Annotated in this window: 17 protein-coding genes; 8 read left to right on the forward strand and 9 right to left on the reverse strand. The window is 66.2% G+C overall.

Translation table 11 applies throughout. The features are described 5' to 3' along the window. Positions 1–8 precede the first annotated feature (8 nt). From epmA to smc, 4 genes are read right to left on the reverse strand one after another with little or no spacing between them, the layout of a single operon-like run. Entirely contained in the window at positions 9–992 is a 984-nt protein-coding gene (gene epmA, locus AC3ARF_RS08265) for an EF-P lysine aminoacylase EpmA (RefSeq protein WP_498926912.1), read from the reverse strand. Next, positions 989–3,337 (reverse strand): NAD-dependent DNA ligase LigA, encoded by a 2,349-nt coding sequence (gene ligA, locus AC3ARF_RS08270; protein WP_498926914.1) that lies wholly within the window; start codon positions 3,335–3,337, stop codon positions 989–991. The genes epmA and ligA overlap by 4 nt, the downstream gene beginning before the upstream one ends. Before the next feature lie 18 nt (positions 3,338–3,355). Next, complete coding sequence (zipA, locus tag AC3ARF_RS08275; protein ID WP_498926916.1) at positions 3,356–4,114, reverse strand: cell division protein ZipA; 759 nt, start codon at positions 4,112–4,114, stop codon at positions 3,356–3,358. 50 nt (positions 4,115–4,164) lie between these two features. Continuing rightward, entirely contained in the window at positions 4,165–7,668 is a 3,504-nt protein-coding gene (smc, locus tag AC3ARF_RS08280) for a chromosome segregation protein SMC (RefSeq protein ID WP_498926917.1), read from the reverse strand. A gap of 266 nt (positions 7,669–7,934) precedes the next feature. Here smc and AC3ARF_RS08285 point away from each other — a divergent pair, with 266 nt between their 5' ends. From AC3ARF_RS08285 to AC3ARF_RS08295, 3 genes are read left to right on the forward strand one after another with little or no spacing between them, the layout of a single operon-like run. After that, positions 7,935–10,664, forward strand: a complete 2,730-nt coding sequence (locus tag AC3ARF_RS08285) for a type VI secretion system Vgr family protein (RefSeq protein ID WP_498926919.1) — start codon at positions 7,935–7,937, stop codon at positions 10,662–10,664. Between the two features lie 24 nt (positions 10,665–10,688). Further along, positions 10,689–12,251, forward strand: coding sequence for a hypothetical protein (locus AC3ARF_RS08290; RefSeq protein WP_498926921.1), 1,563 nt, complete (start codon positions 10,689–10,691; stop codon positions 12,249–12,251). 2 nt (positions 12,252–12,253) lie between these two features. Next, positions 12,254–13,201, forward strand: coding sequence for a hypothetical protein (locus AC3ARF_RS08295; protein ID WP_498926923.1), 948 nt, complete (start codon positions 12,254–12,256; stop codon positions 13,199–13,201). A 27-nt stretch (positions 13,202–13,228) separates the two neighbouring features. Here AC3ARF_RS08295 and AC3ARF_RS08300 read toward each other — a convergent pair whose 3' ends face one another. Together AC3ARF_RS08300 and AC3ARF_RS08305 are read right to left on the reverse strand one after the other, a co-directional pair. Then, positions 13,229–13,525: a BolA family protein gene (locus AC3ARF_RS08300; protein ID WP_498926925.1), complete on the reverse strand. Its 297-nt coding sequence runs from the start codon at positions 13,523–13,525 to the stop codon at positions 13,229–13,231. Continuing rightward, positions 13,522–13,821 carry a YciI family protein gene (locus AC3ARF_RS08305; RefSeq protein WP_498926927.1) on the reverse strand — a complete coding sequence of 100 codons (300 nt, stop codon included), beginning with the start codon at positions 13,819–13,821 and terminating at the stop codon, positions 13,522–13,524. The genes AC3ARF_RS08300 and AC3ARF_RS08305 overlap by 4 nt, the downstream gene beginning before the upstream one ends. A gap of 382 nt (positions 13,822–14,203) precedes the next feature. Between AC3ARF_RS08305 and AC3ARF_RS08310 the strand changes: the two genes are divergently transcribed. Genes AC3ARF_RS08310 through AC3ARF_RS08320 form a run of 3 tightly spaced genes read left to right on the forward strand, consistent with a single transcriptional unit; the run spans position 14,204 to position 17,783 of the window. Beyond that, a complete protein-coding gene (locus tag AC3ARF_RS08310; protein ID WP_498926928.1) occupies positions 14,204–15,160 on the forward strand; it encodes a segregation and condensation protein A in 957 nt (318 codons plus the stop codon). Positions 15,161–15,199: 39 nt separating this feature from the next. Continuing rightward, a complete protein-coding gene (scpB, locus tag AC3ARF_RS08315; protein ID WP_498926930.1) occupies positions 15,200–16,099 on the forward strand; it encodes an SMC-Scp complex subunit ScpB in 900 nt (299 codons plus the stop codon). Next, positions 16,092–17,783, forward strand: a complete 1,692-nt coding sequence (locus AC3ARF_RS08320; protein WP_498926932.1) for a pseudouridine synthase — start codon at positions 16,092–16,094, stop codon at positions 17,781–17,783. Before scpB ends, AC3ARF_RS08320 begins: the two co-directional genes overlap by 8 nt. Positions 17,784–17,830: 47 nt before the next feature. Here AC3ARF_RS08320 and AC3ARF_RS08325 read toward each other — a convergent pair whose 3' ends face one another. Next, on the reverse strand, positions 17,831–18,295 hold the full coding sequence (locus AC3ARF_RS08325) for an aminoacyl-tRNA deacylase (protein WP_498926935.1): 465 nt from the start codon (positions 18,293–18,295) through the stop codon (positions 17,831–17,833). 389 nt (positions 18,296–18,684) lie between these two features. On the opposite strand from AC3ARF_RS08325, the gene AC3ARF_RS08330 reads away from it, so the two are divergent. Continuing rightward, positions 18,685–18,894 (forward strand): dodecin, encoded by a 210-nt coding sequence (locus AC3ARF_RS08330; RefSeq protein WP_498926937.1) that lies wholly within the window; start codon positions 18,685–18,687, stop codon positions 18,892–18,894. A 34-nt stretch (positions 18,895–18,928) separates the two neighbouring features. Here the strand turns inward: AC3ARF_RS08330 and AC3ARF_RS08335 are convergent, their stop codons facing one another. Together AC3ARF_RS08335 and AC3ARF_RS08340 are read right to left on the reverse strand one after the other, a co-directional pair. Continuing rightward, the gene (locus AC3ARF_RS08335) at positions 18,929–19,726 is read right to left on the reverse strand and encodes an amidohydrolase (protein WP_498926939.1); all 798 of its coding nucleotides are present in this window, start codon (positions 19,724–19,726) and stop codon (positions 18,929–18,931) included. A 14-nt stretch (positions 19,727–19,740) separates the two neighbouring features. Beyond that, positions 19,741–20,901, reverse strand: coding sequence for a pyridoxal phosphate-dependent aminotransferase (locus tag AC3ARF_RS08340; RefSeq protein WP_498926941.1), 1,161 nt, complete (start codon positions 20,899–20,901; stop codon positions 19,741–19,743). A gap of 219 nt (positions 20,902–21,120) precedes the next feature. Between AC3ARF_RS08340 and AC3ARF_RS08345 the strand changes: the two genes are divergently transcribed. Beyond that, a complete protein-coding gene (locus AC3ARF_RS08345; protein WP_498926943.1) occupies positions 21,121–21,591 on the forward strand; it encodes a DUF3293 domain-containing protein in 471 nt (156 codons plus the stop codon). Positions 21,592–21,624 lie beyond the last annotated feature (33 nt).

Consider the following 21,624-nt stretch of genomic DNA (forward strand, 5'->3'; position numbering starts at 1 on the left):
GGGAACGCTCAGGCGCGGAAGAAGTCGAAGGCCAGCACGTCGGCGATACGCGGGGTCCGCAATAGGGACATCATCAGCCGGTCCACGCCCAGCGCAACACCTGCACAATCCGGCAGGGTCTGGAGTGAAGCCAACAGGCGTTCGTCACGTGGCGGCACGGCATCGCCACGCGCATGCCGCACCGCAGCATCACGTTCGAAACGGGCGGCCTGCTCCGCTGGGTCCGCCAGCTCGTGGTAGCCATTGGCCAGTTCGAGCGGCCCGAGGTAAAGCTCGAAACGTTCTGCCACGGGTTGATTGTCGGTGGCGTCGTCGCCCGGGCGGACACGGGCGAGCGCGCATTGAGTAGCGGGGTAATCCACCACCGCCAGCATCGTATCGGGGGCGAAGTCCGGCTGCAGGCGGTGAGTCATCAGCAGGTCCAACCAGTCGTCGCGGGTCAGGCCAGTGGGGTCGATGGCCACGTCGCCCAGAGCCGACCGGAGTTCGTCAGAGGCGGCGGTCATCGGGTCGATGCCCAGTTGCTGGCGATATAGGTCGCGGTAGGTGGTGCGCACCAGTCCCGCGTGGCGACCGACCAGCGCCAGTGCGGCATTGACCAGCTCCGCCACTTCGTCGAGCAAACGGTAGTGATCCCATCCCACCCGGTACCACTCAAGCATGGTGAACTCGGGGTTGTGGCGCCCCCCCGCCTCTCCGTCACGGAACACACGACCCAGCTCATAGCAGTCGCCAAAGCCGGCCGCGAGAAGTCGCTTGAGCGGATATTCGGGGGACGTACGGAGCCAACGGGTACGGGGCCCACCGTCGGTGCGGCCGCTGAACTCCAGCGAGAATGAAGCAATGTTTGGTTCCGTATTGCCGGCGACCGACATCACCGGCGTCTCCACTTCGACCACGCCACGCTGGTCTAGGAACGTGCGCAAGGTGGTGTTCACCGCCGCACGAAGCCGGAGGGCCTCGAAACTGGCGGACGGTTGCCAGTTGCTCATGGGGCCAGGCCGTGCTCGGCGAGAAACTGGAGCAGGCGCGCTTCGTCCCAGATCTCCACGCCCAGTTCCTGCGCCTTGTCGAGCTTGGAGCCGGCATCTTCACCCGCGACCACGAACGAGGTCTTCTTCGACACGCTGCCCGCGACCTTGGCACCCAGCGCCTCAAGTCGCTCCTTGGCGTCGTCGCGCGTCAGCGCCGTCAACGTACCGGTCAGCACCGCGGTCTGCCCATCGAGCACGGCGGCGCCGGCGGACGTGGCGGCCGGTGTGATAACGCGCAGTTCCTGCAATGCGGAATCGGCCGCCGACAGCAACTGGGCATGGCGATCATCGGCAAGCCAATCTGCCAAAGCCTTCGCGGTGTCCGCGGGCAGGCCCGCGCTGATGAAATGGTGCTGTGGCGCATCCAACAAAGCGGGGGCATCGTGGAACGCCGTGGCCAACTGGTCGGCACGGACTCTGGTGACCTTCGGGATCTCCAGGTCAACCAGCAGCGTGGCGAAACCGAGGCTGCCATGCAGCCTCGGCGAGGGTGCGTGCTGATCGCGCAGCACTACCCCGCCGGCAAGCAGTTCATCGATGACGCGCTGGTTTCCGGGCTGGTCGAGGAAATGCCCGAGGGCGCGGGCTACTTCGCCGCCGATGTCGGGCACGCGCTTGAACAGCGGCCACGGCAGCCGGCGGATCAGCGCCAGGTCCCCGAACCATTGGGCCAACGCCTTCGCGGTGCTCTCACCAACGTGTTCGATGCCAAGGGCAAAGAGGAAGCGCTCCAACGTGGTGTCGCGACTGCGGTCGATGGCGGCGATGAGGTTTTCGGCCCACTTGCTGGCCACCTTTCCTGCCTTCGCCGTCTCGGGCGTGGTGCCGCCGCGCTCGTCCGCGCGGCGCTTCATCTCCAGCAGGTCATCCAGCGTCAGCCGGTAAATGTCGGCGACCGACGTGACATAGCCCAGATCACCGAGGTCCTCGATGAAGCGCTCCCCAAGGCCCTCGATGTCCATCGCGCGGCGCGAGGCGAAGTGGCGGATGGCCTCATTCCGCTGCGCGGGGCATGACAGCTCACCCGAGCAGCGCCAGACCGCCTCGCCTTCCTCGCGCACAATTTCGGCGCCGCACACGGGACACTGCGTGGGCATCTGCCAAACAGCGGCATGGGCGTCGCGGCCTTCCGGCACGACGCGCACGATTTCAGGGATCACATCCCCGGCGCGCCGGACGATCACGGTGTCGCCAATGCGCACGTCCAGGCGCGCGATCTGGTCGGCGTTGTGCAGGGTCGCGTTGGTCACCACGACGCCCGCGACCTGGACCGGTTCCAGCCGCGCCACGGGAGTCGCCGCACCGGTCCGGCCAATCTGGATGTCGATGCCAACCAGTCTGGTCTGCTGTTCCTGCGCCGGGAACTTGTGCGCGATGGCCCAGCGTGGCGCCCGCGAGACGAAGCCCATCTCACGCTGACCTTCGTAGTCGTCGAGCTTGTAGACCACCCCGTCGATATCGAACGGCAGGCGGTCTCGCTTCTCGCCCATGGCGCGGTAATAGCCCAACAGGCCCTCGGCGCCGGTGACCACGTCACTCTCGGCACTGACGGGGAAACCCCACGTCTTCAGCTTCGCCAGGGTCTGCGAATGGGTCAGGGGCAAGTCCACGCCCTCCACCACGCCCACGCCGTAGGCGTAGAAGGCAAGGGGTCGCTGCGCGGTGATGCGCGGGTCGAGTTGTCGCAAGGAACCAGCGGCTCCGTTGCGCGGATTGGCCAGAACCTTGCCGCCGTCCTTGAGCGCGCGCTCGTTATAGGCGCGGAAGGCTTCCAGCGGCATGTACACTTCGCCGCGGACCTCCAGCACGTCGGGCCAACCCTCTCCCCGCAGGTGCAGTGGGATCGCCTTCACCGTGCGCAGGTTGGCGGTGACGTCCTCGCCGGTGGCCCCGTCCCCCCGCGTGGCGCCCTGCACGAAACGGCCCTGTTCGTAGTGCAGGCTGATCGCCAGTCCATCCAGCTTGGGTTCCACGGAGAACCGCGGTTCGCGGCGATCCAGCCGTTCCTCGATTCGCCCCACGAAGTCCCGGACTTCCTGGTCGCTGAAGGCGTTACCCAGCGACAGCATCGGAATGGCGTGGCGGACCTCGGCGAATGCACCCGACGGCGTGATGCCAACACGCTGGGTGGGCGAGTCGGGCGAGCGCAGGTTCGGATGCGCCGCTTCCAGCGATTCCAGTTCGCGCAGCAGACTGTCGTACTCGGCGTCCGCAATGGACGGATCGTCGAGCACGTAATAACGGTAATTGGCGTCTTCGAGCCGCTTGCGAAGTTCGGCAATGCGGACGGCGATCTCACTCATCGACGTGTGGCCGGCGGTTTACCAGCGACCGGGCTTGGTCAGCGGCGGGGCTTCGCGCTGGCGGTCGTAGGCGCGCAGTTCGTCACGGATGTGGGCAATGCGTTGGCGTCCGAGGGCGTTGCGCTGGTCGTCCAGCACGACGCCGTCCAGGAGTTCGGCCATCCGCTGCACGGTCGGCAGCATGGTGTCCCAGGCCTCAAGCGCTGGCACGGGTGCGGGTAGCGTCAGGAAAAACGCCACCGCCGGAGTCTCCAGGGACTGCATGGCACCCATGTCGAAGCTGCCGGGCGACTTGATGTTGGCCATGCTGAACACCGGTCCCTGCTCCGGACGGCGCTCGACCAGCCGGTGGAACACGCCCATGTAGCCGTACACCAGCCCCGCCTTCTCAGCCGCGACCACGATGTCGGAACCCCCCAGCATGCTGCCTGAGCGTGCCGCGAGATACACGGTCACGATCTTGTCGAATTCTTCGCTGGACCGCTTGCCCAGTTCGGTGGTCGGCACGCCGCCACCCTCCAGCGTGCGCTCGAACAAATCAAGTTCAGCCTGCGTGGCGGCGTCGCCACCGCGGGCTTCGCCATCGGCCAACGCCGCCTCGATCTGCTCGCCGAGCGTCGGTTCCAGCCGCCCGCCTTCCACGTCCTTTGGCGCAGTGTTGCGCGGCAGGCGCTTCCCCTGCCCCGGTTTGCGCGGCCGACCGAACCAGAAGATGGCGGCGATCAGGATCAGTCCCGCGACAAGGATGCCTACCCGCAGCAGGGTCATGTCCGACATCAGCAACTCCGTTTTCTGTCAGGCAGGAATCTTACGGCAATGACGGGAAATCAGGCCACGCCGGCCAGTCGCGTGGCCTCGGCCAGGTCCACCGATACCAGTCGGCTCACGCCCGGTTCGCGCATGGTCACGCCGGACAGCTGGTGCGCGGCCTCCATCGTCGCCTTGTTATGGGTGACGAAGAGGAACTGCACCTGCTCGCTCATCTCGCTGACCATCTGCGCGAGGCGGCCGACGTTGGCCTCGTCCAGCGGTGCGTCCACCTCGTCCAGCAGGCAGAACGGCGCCGGATTGAGGCGGAAGATGGCGAACACCAGGGCCACCGCGGTCATCGCCTTTTCGCCACCCGAGAGCAGCGAGATGTTGGACACACGCTTGCCCGGCGGTCGCGCCATGATCGCCACGCCGGTGTCGAGCAGGTCCTCGCCGGTAAGCTCAAGATACGCATGGCCGCCGCCGAACAGGCGCGGGTACAACTCCTGCACGCCGCTGTTGACCCGATCGAAGGTGTCCTTGAAGCGGCCGCGCGTCTCGCGGTCGATCTTGCGGATCGCCTCTTCCAAGGTCTCCAGCGCCGTGGTCAGGTCCAAGTGCTGGGAATCGAGGTATTCCTTGCGCTGGGCCGCCTCGGCGTGCTCCTGGATGGCGGCCAGGTTGACCGGCTCCAGGCGCCGCAACTTGGCGTCCAGTTCGCTTACGGCTCGGCCCCAGGTTTCGGCATCCATGTCCTCGGTCAGGGTGTTGACCAGATCGTCGAGCACGAAGCCAGCTTCGGTGATGGCCGCGACCAGGGTTTCCGCCTTCAGGATCAACGCCTGCTGGTCAAGGCGGCGCTGGCCGATCGCCTCGCGCTGCTGCAGCGCCTGCTCATCGCGTTGCTGGCGTGTCTGCTCGAAGCGGCGCAGGTCGTGGTCGATGCCGTCGAGGGTGGTGCGGGCCTGAGTCAGCTCCTGCTCGGCGGAGACGCGGCGTTCCAGCGCGATCTGGCGCTGCTCTTCCAGCTCCAGTACCGGCGAGTCACCGTCGGACAGCTGGGTCACCAGCTCCTCAAGCCGGCTGTCGAGCTGGCCGCGCTGGCCGCCCATGCGGTCCAGCGCCTGTGCAAGTCCCACGATCTGGGCGCGCTGCGACTCCAATGTCAGTGCCAGCGCATGGGCGCCATCACGTGACTCGCGGGCCATGGCACGGGCCTGGTCGCGGGCTTCGCTGAGGTTGCGGCGCTCGGCTTCCAGCGCCTGGCGGGCATCTTCCAGCTCGCCCATGCGCATGACCGCCTCTTCCTGGCGGGTACGTGCCTCCCGGGCCTGCTCCCGCGCCGTTTCCAGCGTCTCGGCCAGCTGCGCCAGTTCCGCCTCGATCTTTTCGATGCGGTTGCGTGCGGTGTCGAGGCGGCCCTGCTGGCTCTGCAACTGGCCAGCCAGCTCGGACACGCTGCGGTGCGCCATGTACAACGTCCGCTGTGCGTCCTCGCGCTGCTGCTCGCTGGCCAGCAGGCGGTCGCGCAGTTGGGTCAGGGTGGCCTCGAGGGTGCGCTCGCGCTCCTGCAGGGTCTCGATCTCGCCGCGCAGTGACTGGATCTCGCGCTCGCGCAACAGGGCGCCCTGCTTGGCAGCGCCGGAACGCAGCACGCGGACCCAACCGGCACCGAGGCGCTCGCCATTGCGGGTGATGACCGACTCACCATCGCCCAAGCCGGCCAGCAGCGCGCGGGCGGACTGCAAGTCTTCCGCGCCATGCAGCTTGGATAGGATGCGACGGATGGCGATCGGTCCCTGCACCTTCGACGCCAGCGAAGTCGGGGCGAATGCCACTGCGTCGTTGTGCGGGTCGACCAGCGCGAGACGCCCTTCGCCCAGTTCGCCGATGGCATCGACCAGCGACTCAGGCGACTCCACCAGCACGCCTTCGATCAACTGGCCGAGGGCGCTTTCGACGGCATTTTCCCAGCCCGGCTCCACCATCAGCTTCTCGCCGACGCGCGATGCGGAATCAAGTCCGCGCGCCTTCAGCCACGCCAGCGCCGCGCCCTGTTCCTGGCCCAGCGCGGCATGCTGCAGCGTTTCCAGCGATGACAGGCGACCACGTGCGGCCTGCGCGCTCTTGCGCACCTCGGCCAGCTCGGATTGCGTGCCGCGCTGCTGGTCCTGCATCTCGGAAACGGCGCGCTTGCGCGTTTCCAGCTCCTCAGTGAGGCTGTCCAGCGAAGCCTTCTTGAGTTCATGCTCCTCACTCAACGCCTCGAAGGCTTCCGTCAGCGCCGTGACGTCCAGGCCTACCCGTTCGCTGCCCAGCGACTCTCGGCGGCGGTCGGCGTCCAGCACCTGGCGGTCCAGATGTTCGATGCGCGTGCGCTCCACGTCCGCGGCACGTGCGGCCTCGGACTGGAAGCGCGTGTGTTCGTCCCAGCGCTGCTGCCAATCGTGCAGACGGGTCTCGGCTTCGCGCAGGGCTTCCTGGCGGGCTTCGTCTTCGGCCTGCAATTGCTCGAGGCGAGGCTCGTCCTGTTCGATGGCCGCCCGCAGCACGTCCAGCCGTGATTGGTCGCTGCCCATGTGCGCGGCGATCTCGGCAAGCTGACTCTGTGCTTCGTCGCGGGCACGCAGCAGGCGCTGTGACAGCTCGCGCTGGTGCTGGATCTGCTGCTCGATTCGCGCAAGGGCACCACTGACCTCGTAGCTGGAGGCCTGCGCCTTGTTGAGCTGCTCCGCGGCCTCCTCGCGCTTGACCCGGCCCTGCTCGATCTCTCGCTCGGCCTCGCGCTGCTCGGCAATCAGCTGCTGCAGGCGCGTTTCCTGCTGGCTGAGCTTCTCGCGGGCGGCCTGCAGCTTCTGGTCCAGGCCGCGGTGCTCGAGCGCCTTCCACTCGGCATCCTTGACCTTGCGCTCAGCCTGGATGGCTTGATACTGCTCGGCCTGGCGGGCCTGGCGCTTGAGGTGCTCCAGCTGCTTGCCCACCTCGTCGCGCAGGTCGTTGAGGCGATCCAGGTTCTCGCGGGTGTGGCGGATGCGGGTCTCGGTCTCCTTGCGGCGCTCCTTGTACTTGGAGATGCCGGCGGCCTCTTCGAGGTACACGCGCAGGTCTTCCGGCCGCGCCTCGATGATCTGGCTGATCATGCCCTGCTCGATGATCGAGTAGCTGCGCGGGCCCAGGCCGGTGCCGAGGAACAGGTCGGTGATGTCGCGGCGCCGGCATTTGGCGCCGTTGAGGTAATAGCTGCTCTGGCCATCGCGGCTGACCATGCGCTTGACCGAGATCTCGTTGTAGGCCGCGTACTCGCCCGTGATGGTGTGGTCGGCGTTGTCGAAGATCAGTTCGACCATGGCCTGCGACACCGGCTTGCGCGCAGACGAGCCGGCGAAGATCACGTCAGTGAGCGAGTCGCCGCGCAGGCGGCTGGCCGAGCTCTCGCCCATCACCCAGCGCACGGCGTCGATGATGTTGGACTTGCCGCAACCGTTGGGACCGACCACGCCAGTCATGTTGGTGGGCAGGTGCAGCGTCGTGGGATCGACGAAGGACTTGAAACCGGAGAGCTTGATGGTGGACAGACGCATGCGTCGAGGTGGCCCCTGGCGCAGCGCAGGGGCGCTGCCATTGATGTCAAGACGAGATGAGGTTTGCGCTACAAGCCATTGATTTGCTTGAATCCGCCTGAGCGGACCGCGCGTGACCACAGGTGAGTATAGCCGTCGCGTACCGACCTGCACCAAGCACTGTGGGTGTTCCACGGGCCCCGTCCGCCGGTGCTATGCTCCCCGCCATACCGCGGCGGACTGGTCCGCGGTCATGCACCACCAAACGGACTTGGGTTGACATCGCCATGGATTGGATCGACGCGGCGCAGGACGCTGCCATTGCCTTGGGCAAACTGCTTTCGCAGGACGCCCGCCTCATCGAGCTTGACTGCGCCTTGCCCGGCGTCCTCGTGCCAGAGCGGTTCGAAGGCCGCGAAGCCGTGTGCGAGGGGTTCCGCTTCGAGATCGACTGCCTGTCGCCTACCGCCTTTGCCCCGCTCGCCGGCGTGCTGGGGCAACTGGCTACGCTGCGCCTGCGCCGGGCCGATGGCTCCCTGCGGGCATGGAACGGACTCATCACGCACACCTCGGCCCTGGGCAGCGACGGCGGGCTCGCGCGCTACCGGCTGACGCTGGAGCCCTGGACCGCCCTGCTGCGGCTGCGCACCAACGCCTTGATCTTCCAGGACCTGGACGTGTTGGGTGTGGTGACGCGAGTGTTTGCCGATTACCCACAGGCCAGTTGGCGCGCGGACGTCACACAGGCGATGCCACAGCGGGCCATCACGACGCAGTACCGCGAAAGCGATTGGGATTTCGTCACCCGGCTATTGGCCGAGCAGGGGCTGGCGTGGCGCATTGACCACGACACCGCCGGCCCCACCCTGGTGATAACCGACGCCCAAGCCGGCGCCCCGCGCGCCCAACCCGCGACCGTGCGCTACCACCGCATCGATGCCACCGAGTCGCGGGATGCCATCAGCCACTTCGCCGAGTCACACGGTCTCGCACCGGATGCAGTCGCAGTGGCCAGCTGGGATGCCGGCGTTGTCGAAGCCACCTCCGCCACTGCGGAGGCACGCGACGAAGCGGGCGCCGTTGCCAGTCGCGAGGTCTTCCACGCTGGCCACGCTGGTCGCTTCGCCAACCGAGGCGAAGCCGACCAGGCCGGTCGCCTGTTGCTGGATGCCCTGCGCCTGCCACGTACGCTGCAGACCGGCAGCGGCAGCGACCGTGGCATGGCCCCGGGGCATGCCTTCACCCTGCTGCAACACCCGGAGCTGTCGGGGAGGTCGTTTGTCCCGCTGGTGGTGGAGCACACCGCCAGCAACAACCTCGGCAGCCGCATCGTGGCGCTGCTCGATGCACCCGATCTGGATCGCGGCAGCTACCGCAACCGGTTCCTGACCGTCGCAGAAGGCGTGCCGGTCGTGCCGGCCCCGCGCCAGAGGCCGGTCGCGCCCGGCGCCCAGACCGCCATGGTCGTGGGTTTGCCGGACGCTGCGATCACGTCGAGTCGCGATCACCAGGTGCGCATCCAGTTCTCGTGGCAGCGGGGCGCCACACCGAATCGCGGCGGGCTGACCGAGGCCGCTTCCGGCGCCTTTCCCGAGGCCCACGCCCCGGGTGACCACACCAGCGGAACATGGGTGCGCGTGGCCGAATGGCTGGCGGGCCCCAACTGGGGCAGCCACGCCCTCCCCCGCGTCGGCAGCGAAGTGCTGGTGGAATTCCTGCACGCAGACATCGACCAGCCGATCGTGAGCGGCCAGCTCTACAACGGCGACGTCGCCCCACCGTTCGCTGCCGGCCACGACGCGGCAGCCAACCACATCGGCACCCTGAGCGGCCTGCACAGCCAGTCGCTGGACGGCGGCGGCACGCAGCAGTGGGTAATGGACGACGCACCCGGCCAGCTACGGCAGCGCCTGCATTCCACGCTCGCCGACGCACGACTGGAGTTGGGCTACCTGGTCGAACACGGCAACCAGCACCGCGGTGGGTTGCGCGGGCAAGGCTTCGACCTGGCAACGCTGGGCTGGGGCAACCTGCGGGCTGGGCGAGGCGTGTTGTTGTCCTCCACCCTGCGCAGCAACTCTGCCTGCACGCAGATGGACGACGCCGAGGCCATCAGCAAGATGCGCGGTGCCGAGCAGACCGCACAGGCGCTGGACGAGGTGCTAGGACACCATGATGTGCCGGGCCTCAAAAAGGCCAACGATCCACTGCGCGCCTTCATCAAGACGGTGGAAACGACTGCGGATGAGTGGACGCCTGACAACGTCAGCGCGAGCGCGGCGCCCAAGCCCTTTGGCGCGGCAGCAATACTCGCCGAAGGCCCGGACCGCATCGCAATGGCCACGCGGAAGAGCGCGGTGGCGTATGCGGGCGGTCACCTGCACCTGACCTCGCAGGACCATGCGCACCTCGCCGCGGGCCAGACGCTGGCCGGCGTCAGCGGGGGGCATGTTGCGTTCTTTGCACAGCAAGGCCCGCTGCGGGCCGTCGCAGCCAATGGCCAAGTCAGCTTGCAGGCGCATACCGGGACGTTGGAATTGTTGGCAGATCAATCCGTGTCGATCACCGCGACCGATGAGCGGATTGAGGTGTTGGCGAAGGAGAAGATCGTCCTGCAGGCAGGCAAAAGCGCGATCACGCTGGAGGGCGGAAATGTCACCTTTGCCTGCCCGGGGAGCTTCACAGTCAAGGCCAGTGAGAATCCGTTCTTGGGGGGGGCAAGTGGGGCGGCAGAACCAGACGTCCTGCCAAGCGGCTTCGCCGGGGAAACACCCAACTGGATCGACCTTGAGTTGCGCGGATGGGAAACCGAAACATTGCCTGGCGTCAAGTACACAATCGAGTTCGCCGATGGCTCGAAGCGCAAGGGCACACTCGACAGCAACGGCTACGCGCACATCGAGAACGTGCCCAAAACTGGCCAGCACAAGGTCGTCTACGAGAACAAAGGCGAAGACCCGCCCGCCTACGACTTCAAGGACCTGGCCCATTCCATCCGCGCCTTCCTGGGCGAGTAACCGTCGGACGCAAGGACGCGACACATGGGTTTCGATTTCAACGACATCCTGCAAGGCCTCAACCGCTACGCGCGCAATGCCAGGCAGGAACTGAAAACTGCCAAGGACAAGGCGGTCTGGGTGTGGGAGGCGCTGCAGGGCGACTTCAACCCCAACCGCAGCATGGGCCAGATCGGCCTGGACATGGGCGTTTGCCTGATTCCGGGCGTCGACACGGTGATGGATATCCGCGATCTGGTCGCGAACATCATTGCCATCGCTCGTGCGCCCACCAGCGGCTTCGCGTGGTTCTCGCTGGTGCTGACCATCGTCGGCTTCATCCCCGAACTGGGGTCGGTCGCCAAGGGCGTGGTCAAACTGGTACTGATCAAGCTGCGGCCGTTGCTGCGCCACGTCGACGACCTGACCAACACCAGCAAGGTATTGAAGGCCGTCGATCAAGCGTTTGACGAAGCCCTGCCCGACATCCTCGCATACCTGCGCGACCCACGCGTGCAGAAGTTCCTCACTAAGTCGCGCATCCCCGACATCGTCAAGGAGGTCGCGCGGCTCATCCGCGTCGCTACTGGCAAGGTCGAGCCCAGCAACCTCAAGCGGCTCTTCACGGAACGGGCGAACGACCTCAAGGACATCCTGGATGACGTCGGCAATTTCCTCCCCGATGCCGCCGCCGGTAAGATCGCCCAGGTCAAGCGCGGCATCACCACCGTCCAGAAATCCTTTACCCAGCACGTCGACAAGTACGTCGCGCCGGTCAAGGCGATCATGGAACGCATTGCGAAGCGCCTGGACGACATGTACTGGGTGGCTTGGACGCAGCAGGTCAACAGGGGTTGGATCGCGCCCGTGTCAGAACAGGGCGCGCGGCGGTTGATTGCGAGGCACAAGCCGAAGTGGGTGAAGACGAGCAAGGACGTCAAGTACAAGCAGTACAAGGTCAAAACATTCAGAGACTCCGCCGATTACGCAGAGGGAATGAAGCGTGGCGCGCCTTCGCTCGGCGATGATGAAATCAGGAGCTTTGCGAGAATCGCTGGCCGTCCAGTAAAGGCCCGCGCCTTGCGGGAAGGCGAAACTCTCTATCGCGTCGTCGATCCCACGAGTGGCACCTTCAGCACCTCTTGGATGACCGAGGAGATCTGGAAGCAGATCAAACAAGCAGACGACCCCCGTGCTCTTTGGCGCGGCGGTCTTGCGGTACTTCCCGAGTGGAACCAGAACGGCCAGTACATCAAGTACACCTACAACAAGGTCCGAGATGGCGAGGTGGTGGTTTGGGAAGGACCAGCGTCGGCGCAATTCTTGAAAGACCCTCAGCACCCCGAGGCCGGGTATCTGGAAGGCGGACTCGACCAGATTCGTTTCCGTCCGCTGGAACAGATCAAAGGTGCGAAGGATAAGAAGGACACTTTCACCGACGGCGCGGTTCGCACGCCCGACATGGTCGAAGGCGGCGCCATGGACGCTTGGTACCGCCGCAAGATCAACGACAAGCGCATTGAGGGCCCCTTCCAGACCGGCTGGGGCTACAAAGACTTTGAAGATCAGCACGACCTGATCGGCCTGCCCAATCCAAACCGGAATTAACCATGCAGCGCGACCTGAACAAAGAAGCCTTCCTGTGGTACGCGATGACCTCGCCAAAGTACCTGGACCGGAGCTACGCAAAACTTAAGGAAGCGGCTGAGTTTCTGCGTCAACATATAAAGTCGCATGAAGAGATCCAACGCTACCCGCCCGTACTTCGGTGGCTGGGCGAGATGGAACGGCTGGAGGAAAGCTACGCCAATGCGCGCGCCATGATGGCGCATGGCGAGTTCAGTGCAATCAACGACTGGGCAGGCCTCCTCATGAAGATTCCCCGGGGGTTTTCCGAAAGCATCATGACGTGGATGGGAGATGACTCGCGGGAATTCTTCGAAAAGACCCTGAACGAGGCATACGGAATCGCAACCAGTTACATGGATGCCACTGTCATGAGTGGACTTCACTTCGACGACCCCCACGGCGACTGGCGCGTCGACGAAGATCAAGGATTTCAAGGCTCAGAAATCCGTCTGTATTGGGAAGACTTTGCGGAGCATGTGCACGAATTGCCGGAATACGCGGCCGACACCTCCCTGAGCTGCACCACCGGCGAGATCGTCCCTTGGACCGGCGTATGGATCCCCGCCAATGGCGCAGGCACCGCCGCGCTCGCGTTTGCCATGCGAGGTCAGATCATGCAACCGGCCTATGAGGTGTTTCCTCATCCGGATGATCCGAGCTATGAGGCCACTCGCCCCGTCGATGTAATCTGGCACCCCTTCCGCCCCACCGGCCGCATGATCCGCCTAGACGGCGACGCCACCGTCGAACTGTTGCGTATCCCCGCCGGTCGGCCCGCATCGCAATCCGGCTACTGGCACACCGCCGCGAAACAAGGCAGCCGTCGCCACTTCAAACAGGGCGACACTTTCCCCGAGATTGAAGGCAGCAGCTACGGCGCGACCTTCTGGCAGTGGTCACCGGACCAGTCCGATCCGTCCCTGCGGTAATCCACTGCCAAACACAGGCCGGAAGTGTTACGGGCCGGCATCCCCGGGCACCTTGGCCACAATCGCCAACGCATGAATATCGTTGACCATCAGGTCACCTACGGCCGCATACACCGCCCGATGCCGCGCAATCGGGCCCATGCCTTGGAAGGCCGCACTGACCACTTCCACCCGGAAGTGCCCCCGCCCATCCCGCGCACCTGCATGACCGGCATGCCGGTGGCTCTCATCCTCCACCACCAAGGACACGGGCTGGAGGGCCGCTTCGATGGCAGCACGGATCGCCGCCACCCTCGCCTCACGGGGCAGCGGCCCGGCGGTCACGGCAGCACCTTGCGGAACGGCCGCACGTCCACGCGCGTGTAGACCCCCGCGGCCACATAGGGGTCGGCGTCTGCCCACGCACGGGCGGCTTCCAGCGATTCAAACTCGGCAACGACCAGGCTGCCACTGAACCCCGCGGGACCCGGGTCTTCCGCGTCGATGGCCGGGCACGGGCCGGCGAGCAACAGCCGGCCCGCGTCCCGCAGTTCAGTCAGGCGGGCCACGTGTTCGGGCCTGGCTGCCAGACGCCGGGACAGCACGTCTTCTCCGTCATACCCTTCGATCACGTACCACATACGGCCCTGCTCCTTGTTGGGAAATGTCCACGCGGCGCGGACCCTGTCTGAATTGTAGTAGCTGCGACCCTAACTCCCGACTGGACAGGGCCACCCCCAACACCGTACCCTTGGTCGCAATCGCCTGAGGCCGTCAGGCGGCGATGCTCGCGGTTGCGGCGCCAGCCCCCCGCGAAACCCGTGCCCCACCACGGTTCGCCCCGTTCCCGGCCCATGCCCAACGCCTTCCTGACTGTTGCCCGCCCTCTTGATGGCGCGCGAGCCGGACCCGTCGGGCCCCTGGCAAAGACGTTCTGCTGTCCGTAGCACCTTCCCAGGTGGCCGATCCGGCCGCCACTCCGATGCATTGGCAGTGCCGCAGGCCCGAGGGGGCCCGCTCTTGATGACCAACGAAAACGCGCCAGATGCGACCGACGCCCCCGGGCAGGACGCTGAGACGCCCCCAGCGGTAGCCGCCCCGGCGGCCCAGGCCAGCGCTCCCCAGCAGCAGGAAATGCCGCTGGCGGTGGTGCATGGCCAGCCGGTGCTGCAGATCCCCCAGGACCTGTACATCCCGCCGGACGCGCTGGAGGTCATCCTCGAGGCCTTCGAGGGCCCGTTGGACCTGCTGCTGTACCTGATCCGGCGGCAGAACCTGGACATCCTCGACATCCCGGTGGCGGACATCACCCGCCAGTACGTCGACTACATCCAGGCCATGCACGAGATGCGCTTCGAGCTGGCCGCCGACTACCTGGTCATGGCCGCCATGCTGGCCGAGATCAAGTCGCGGATGCTGCTGCCGCGTTCGGCCAGTGTGGAGGGCGAGGAGGAGGATCCGCGCGCCGAGCTCGTCCGACGCCTGCAGGAATATGAGCGCTTCAAGAAGGCCGCCGAGGACATCGACGCCCTGCCGCGTCAGGACCGCGACACCACCCCGGCGCAGGCCTTCGTGCCGGACCGCGCGGCGGTCAAGATGCCGCCGCCGGTGGACCTGAAGGAAATGCTGTTGGCCCTGCACGACGTGCTTAAGCGCGCCGAGCTGTTCACCCAGCACGCCATCAAGCGCGATGCGCTCAGCGTCCGCCAGCGCATGGCGGAACTGCTGGAGCGGTTGGGCGACGGCGCCTTCCACCGGTTCGAGTCACTGTTCACCGCCGAGGAGGGCAAGCTCGGCGTGGTGGTCACCTTCCTTGGCATGCTGACCCTGGCCAAGGAGCAGATGCTGGAGATCGTGCAGGAAGCACCGCTGCAACCGATTTACGTGAAGTCGCTGGTAATTGGCCAGGACGCGCCGGATGCGCTGGAACTGTCCAGCGAGTTCGACGACGAGCCGGCCGCCAACGACCCGGACAACTGATTCGGGCACCCGCCCACCCCGCCCACAAGCATTGAGCGAATGGACCAAGACCTCATCACCCGCATCGTCGAAGCCGCCCTGCTGGCGGGCAACCAGCCGCTGTCGCTGGCGCAGTTGCAGGCGCTGTTCCCCGAGGACCAGCCGCCGCCGAGCGGCAGCGTGGCGCAGGCCATCCAGACCCTGCAGGAACGCTGCGCCGAGCGAGGCGTGGAACTGGTCGAACTGGCTTCGGGCTTCCGCTACCAGGTCAAGGCCGATGTGCACCCCTGGGTGGCGCGGCTGTGGACCGACCGCAAGACCAAGTACACCCGTGCCACGCTGGAGACACTGGCCCTGATCGCCTACCGCCAGCCGATCACCCGCGGCGAAATCGAACAGATCCGCGGCGTCGCGGTGAGCAGCAACATCATCCAGGCGCTGGAAGAGCGCGAGTGGATCCGCGTGGTGGGCCACCGCGACGTTCCGGGCAGGCCCGCGTTGTTCGGCACCACCCGGACGTTCCTCGATTACTTCGGGCTGAAGCGGCTGGATGAGTTGCCGCCGCTGTCGGAGATCAAGGACATCGGCGAGTTGGAGCCGCAGTTGGCCCTGGGCGACGCCCCGATGCCCGCAGGTGGCATCGGCAAGGGCGCCGATGAGGGCGATGACGCAGCGCCAGCCGCGAACCAGGAAGGTGCTCAGGACGACATCGACGCAGCCAACGCAATGAATTCCACCGCTGCCGACCTGGACGATGCCGACGAAGGGCTCGACCAGGACGGCAGCGACAGCAACACCCAGCAAGACACCGCCCCCACGGGCAACCCCGAAGCCGCGCCGGGCGAGCGCGCGGCGGACGAGAACGATCACGAGCAAGACAACGCCGTCGCGACGACGACCGTTCCCGAAGTACAGGCCCCCTCTGACGAGGACGCGCCGGAGCAAATGAAAAATGACTGAAGAGAAGAGCCGCAAGCTCACGCTCAAGCGCGGCACCGAAGCCGCGAGCGAGACCACCGCCCCCAAGCTTGAAGAACGCCTGCACAAGGTACTGGCTCAGGCTGGGCTGGGCTCGCGCCGCGCGTTGGAACAACGCATCGCCGACGGCCTGGTCAAGGTCAATGGCGAGACCGCGCAGGTGGGCCAGAGCATCAAGGGCGGCGACAAGATCGAGATCGACGGCCGCCAGTTCGTCGCCAGTGCGCTGACCGACCCGTCGCGCGTGCTGATGTACAACAAGCCCGAAGGCGAAGTGACCACTCGTGAAGACCCCGAGGGTCGCCCCACCGTGTTCGAGGCCCTGCCCGCGCTGAAGGGCGCGCGCTGGATCGCCATCGGTCGCCTCGACATCAACACCACCGGCCTGCTGCTGCTCACCACCGACGGTGAGCTGGCCAACGCGCTGATGCACCCGTCGTTTGAAGTCGAGCGGGAGTACGTCTGCCGCGTGCGCGCGCCGGAAGGCATGGAAAACGTGCCGGAGAACATCGTCGACCGCCTGCGTCGCGGCGTTGCGCTGGATGACGGCCCGGCTAAGTTCGACGAGATCGAGGCCATCGGTGGCACCGATTCGCACGACTGGTTCCGCGTGGTGGTGAAGGAAGGCCGCAATCGCGAAGTGCGCCGCCTGTGGGAGTCGCAGGGCTGTCAGGTGAGCCGCCTCAAGCGCATCCGCTACGGTGACGTGACCCTGCCGCAGCCGCTGCTGCGTGGCCAGTCGCAGGAGCTGCCGGCGGAGCGCGTCGAAGCGCTGCGCACCAAGCTGGGCCTCGAGGACGGCACGCCGTCAGCACTGACGCTGCAGCCGGTGATCGGCCAGCGGAAGGCGGCCAAGGCGACCATCCACTTCGGCGGCGAGCGTACCCAGGGCTACGTGGGCGGCCACAACACCGCCGATGAAGGCCGCGAGCTGCGCCGATTCGACCACGTGCGCGACGACCGTCGCGGCGGCCGCGGTGGCAAGAAGCCGCACGGTGGCCTGACGGTCAGCGGCGAGATGGCGGCCAAGGCATCGCACAAGCCCTTCAAGCAGCGCCAGGAAAAGGGGCAGAAGTTGCCCGAAGGCAGCCCCGCCGCGTTCCGCACCTGGTACGTGCCGGAGGGCGTGGATACCGGCCCCACCGGTCACCGAAACCCCGAGCAGCGCGGCCCGAAGAAGCCGTGGGGCGCCAAGGGCGGCGGCAAGCCCGGCGGCGCGCGCAGCGGCAGCGGCAGCGGCAGCGGCGGCCCCGGTGCCCGTAGCGGTCCCGGCGCACGTAGCGGCGCGGGCGGTCGTGGCGGCCCCGGTGGATACGCGGGCGAAGGCCAGGGCGGCTTCGGCGGTGATCGCCGCGGTCCCGGTGGCGGAGCATCGCAGGGCAAGCCGCAGCGTGCGGCGCGTCCGTACGGTCACCCCGGCAATGCGCCCTCCTTCCCGTCCGACCACGCGAATCCGGGCGGCTTCAACCCGTACGGCGATCGTCCGCGTGGTCCCCGTCCGGGTGGCAAGCCCGCTGGTCGACCGGGCGAGAACCGTCCTGGCGGTCCGCGCCCAGGTGGTGCACGCCCCGGCGGGGCCCGCCCGGGTGGCCCGCGTCCGGGCGGTCCGCGCGGTGGCGGACGCCCGGGGGGCGGCCGTCCAGGCGGCCAAGGTCCGCGCGGCTGATCAACGACACGAAGGGCACCTCACGGTGCCCTTCGTTTTTCCGTTAGTCAGTGACGCGTCATCGACATGATGCGCGGGTGCACCAGCCGCTCGTAGTCGCTCCAACCCATCCGCACCAGCTCGTGGTGGTTGCCGGCATTGAAGGCGATGCTGTGCTCGTGCGAAAGCGTGTCCGCGGCATAGACATCCAGGCCATACAGATTGCCGAACGGCGGCATGGCGCCGATCTCACACTCCGGGAACCGGTCACTGAACTCGCTTTCGCTAGCCAGAGACACACTTCGTGCCCCGCTCGCCTTGCGGAGGTTCTCCAGGCTGAGCCACTCGTTGGCCGGCATCACCGCCATCGCCAGCTTGCCGTCGACCTTGACCATCACTGTCTTGGCCACGTCATGGCTGGAAAGATGCGCGCGTCGGGCGGCATCAAGCGTGGTGAGCGAGTGTTCGTGCGTCACCGTGTCGAAACGCACGTTGTGCGCTTGCAGGAACTGTTCGAGCCGTTGCGTAGCCATGGCCTGACTCCTGTGGTGATGAAGCCGGGATCACGCGGAATCAGGTCGGCCAAACAGAATGGGCCGAAATGGCCGCGGACCGGCATCCGGCGGGCGTGACCAGCGGACACGCACTGGGAATATATGCCTGTGACGAGACGCAACCGACGCCGTACGTCGGACGTCGGCCGCCCACTCGTTCCCTTCCACCGACACGGCGTTGGCATGGCGTTTGCTGCGTTCTTTCTGGGTTTGCATCTCCGTGCCCACGGGCCGGTTACCCCATAGTCGATGACCAAGGCCGCGCGACGGGCGCCGGGTGCAAAGACAATGTGTTGGGACTGGCGGCCGTTGCTAGGATGATGACAGGCGGGCGCCGCGTCGGCGCCCCTCACCCGGAGCGCACAGCCATGGCCGAGCACGTCTACAAATCAGTGGAATTGACTGGATCCTCGATGGCAAGCAGCGACGACGCCATCCGCAATGCGATCGAACGCGCATCGAAAACCATCCGCGACATCCGCTGGTTCCAGGTCACGGACGTGCGCGGCCACGTGGAAAACGGCAAGGTGGCCCATTGGCAGGTCACACTCAAAGTGGGCTTCACCCTCGAGGAGTGAGGGGTCACCCGCGTCAGGGCTGGCCCACCGGCAATCAGCGCAGTTCGAACGAGTCCCCGTCGAGCATGGCGGGGAACCGTTCGCGGTGCGCCCGCAGTTCCGCCGCCTGCAAAGTGGTGGTTACGACCACTTCCTGGTCCGCGCATTCACTGACCGGATGCCCGAGGAAGTCGATCACCGCGCTGTCGCCGCTGTAGTGCAGGCCATTACCGTCGGTGCCAACACGGTTCACGCCCACCACGTAGCAGAGATTCTCGATGGCCCGCGCACGCAGCAACGTCTTCCACGGGTAGTTGCGCGAGGACGGCCAGTTGGCGACGTAAAGCGCCAGGTCGTAGTCCAGCTGACCCGCGCGTTCAACGTCGTAGCGGTTGCGGGAAAATACCGGGAAACGCAGGTCGTAGCAGACCAGCGGGCAGATTCGCCAACCCCTCCACTCCACCGTGAGACGTTCGCGGCCGGCTGCGTAGCGCTCGTGCTCACGCGCGTAGCGGAACAGATGGCGCTTGTCATAGGTGTGCAGCGCGCCATCAGGCGTGGCGAACAGCATGCGGTTGAACACGCCTTCATCGGTGCGCACTTGCACGCTGCCCGTCACTGCGGCACCCAGTTGAACCGCCTGCTCGCGCACCCAAGCGACGGTGGGCCCGTCCATGCCTTCCGCATTGCCGATGGCGTCGTTGCTGAAACCGCTGGTGAAAGTCTCCGGCAGCACCACCAGGTCGGTGCTGCCATGCAGTGGCGCGATCAAATGGCCGTAGTACTCGCGGTTCGCGACCGGATCATGCCAGAGGGTATCGCCTTGGACGATGGAGACACGCAGGTCCAGCATGGGGAGCTCCTTGATCAAAGCGACTGCAACCGCACGATGGCGGCGTCCAGGGTAGCTTCATTCTTAGCGAAGCACAGGCGCGCCAGACGCTGTCCCTTTGGAGGCGTCTCGTAGAACGGCGACAACGGAATCGCGGTGACACCCTTCTCGACCGTCAGCCAGCGGCAGAAGTCCACGTCGTCGAGGTCGCTTACGGCCGAATAGTCGATCAGTTGAAAATAACCGCCCGGCACCGGCAGCGGCTTCAGCCGCGTGGTCAGCAACTGGTTACGGAATCGGTCGCGCTTTTCCTCATAGAACGCTCCCAGCGTCTCGTAGTGCTCCGGTTCGGCTTCGATCATCTCGGCGAATGCCGCCTGGGCAGGGGTGAAGGTGCAGAAGGTGTTGTACTGGTGCACCTTGCGCAGCTCGGCCGACAGCGCGGCCGGGGCAATGCAGTAACCCACCTTCCAGCCGGTGCAGTGGTATGTCTTGCCGAAACTGGACACCACGAACGCGCGCTCACGCAACTCGGGATAACGCAACACCGACTCGTGACGCGCGCCGTCGAACACGATGTGTTCGTACACCTCGTCGGAGAGCAGGTAGATGCCAGTGCCGCTCAACAGCGCCGTCAATTGCGCAATGTCGTCCGCACTGAACATCGCGCCCGACGGATTGTGCGGACTGTTGATCATCAACAGCCGCGTCCGCGGGGTGATCGCGGCGCGGATCGCGGCCCAGTCGGGCGAGAACGTCGCCGGGTCCAGCGCCACGTGCACTGCCACGCCGCCCGCCAGGTCGATGGCGGGCTCGTAGCAGTCGTAGCACGGGTCGAGGACGATCACTTCGTCCCCGGTGCGAACCACGGCGGCAACGGCGTCGAAGATCGCCTCACTGGCGCCCGAAACCACGGTGATCTCGGCATCGACGTGCGGGCGGTAGCCGTAGCAACGCTCGGTCTTGTCGGCGATGGCCTGCCGCAGCACCGGTAGCCCGGTCATGGGCGAGTATTGATTCTTGCCTTCGCGCATGGCCCGGGCCAGCGCATCCACCAACCGAGCCGGCACGTCGAAGTCCGGAAACCCTTGGCCGAGGTTCACCGCGCCGTGCTCCATCGCCAGTTGCGACATGACGGTGAAGATGGTGGTGCCCACCTTGGGCAGTTTGGTCTCGGGGGTCAGCGGAGGGGTCATCAAGGGGGAGTCATCCGGGACGAAGGGAGGAGAGACGGAGGGAAGAGAATCGCGAAGTGTACGGAAAGGGCACGTCAAAATTCCACCTATCAATCCGAATGAAGCGATATACGACACCCAGGTGACCGCGTGAAGCCGCCTCGGCGACGAGAGCCAGCCGTGCTCCCGCCCCCGACGAACGGGCTTTTTCCGTGACGGTTTTCACCCCACACTCACGCGATGCGCGAAATCCAGATCGTCGATGCCGGCGAACTCGCAGCCGCCTACGCCAAGGCGGACTATGCGGTGCGTCTGGATGGCGACACCTTCCGGCTCAAGGTGGGCAGCCCGGCGGGCGACATGGAGGCCTACTGGCCCGCCACCCGCTACGCGTTCATCACCGCGTGGAATCCCGCCTCCCGGCCGACATCCGACACGGCCAACCAGAGCGCCGATTCATCCCTGGTGGCCCAGCTCAAGGCCATCGGCGCGCCCCACCAGCCTGCGTGGGCCGAAGATGCCACCGGAGACTGGCGCGAAGCCGGCTGGCTGGTCGCAGGGCTTGATCCGCACATGCTGGATGCCATGGCCCACGAATTCGGCCAGGCTGCCGTGCTGCATTGGGAACCGGGGCGCCCGGTGCGGCTCAAGATGTACTTGCCGCGCCCACTTCACGTGCCCCCTGTACCGCACATTGACTGGGTAGAATGACGGGATTGCGGCCCGATAGCCGCCCAATTCCCG

The organism is Lysobacter sp. KACC 24251, assembly GCF_057747755.1.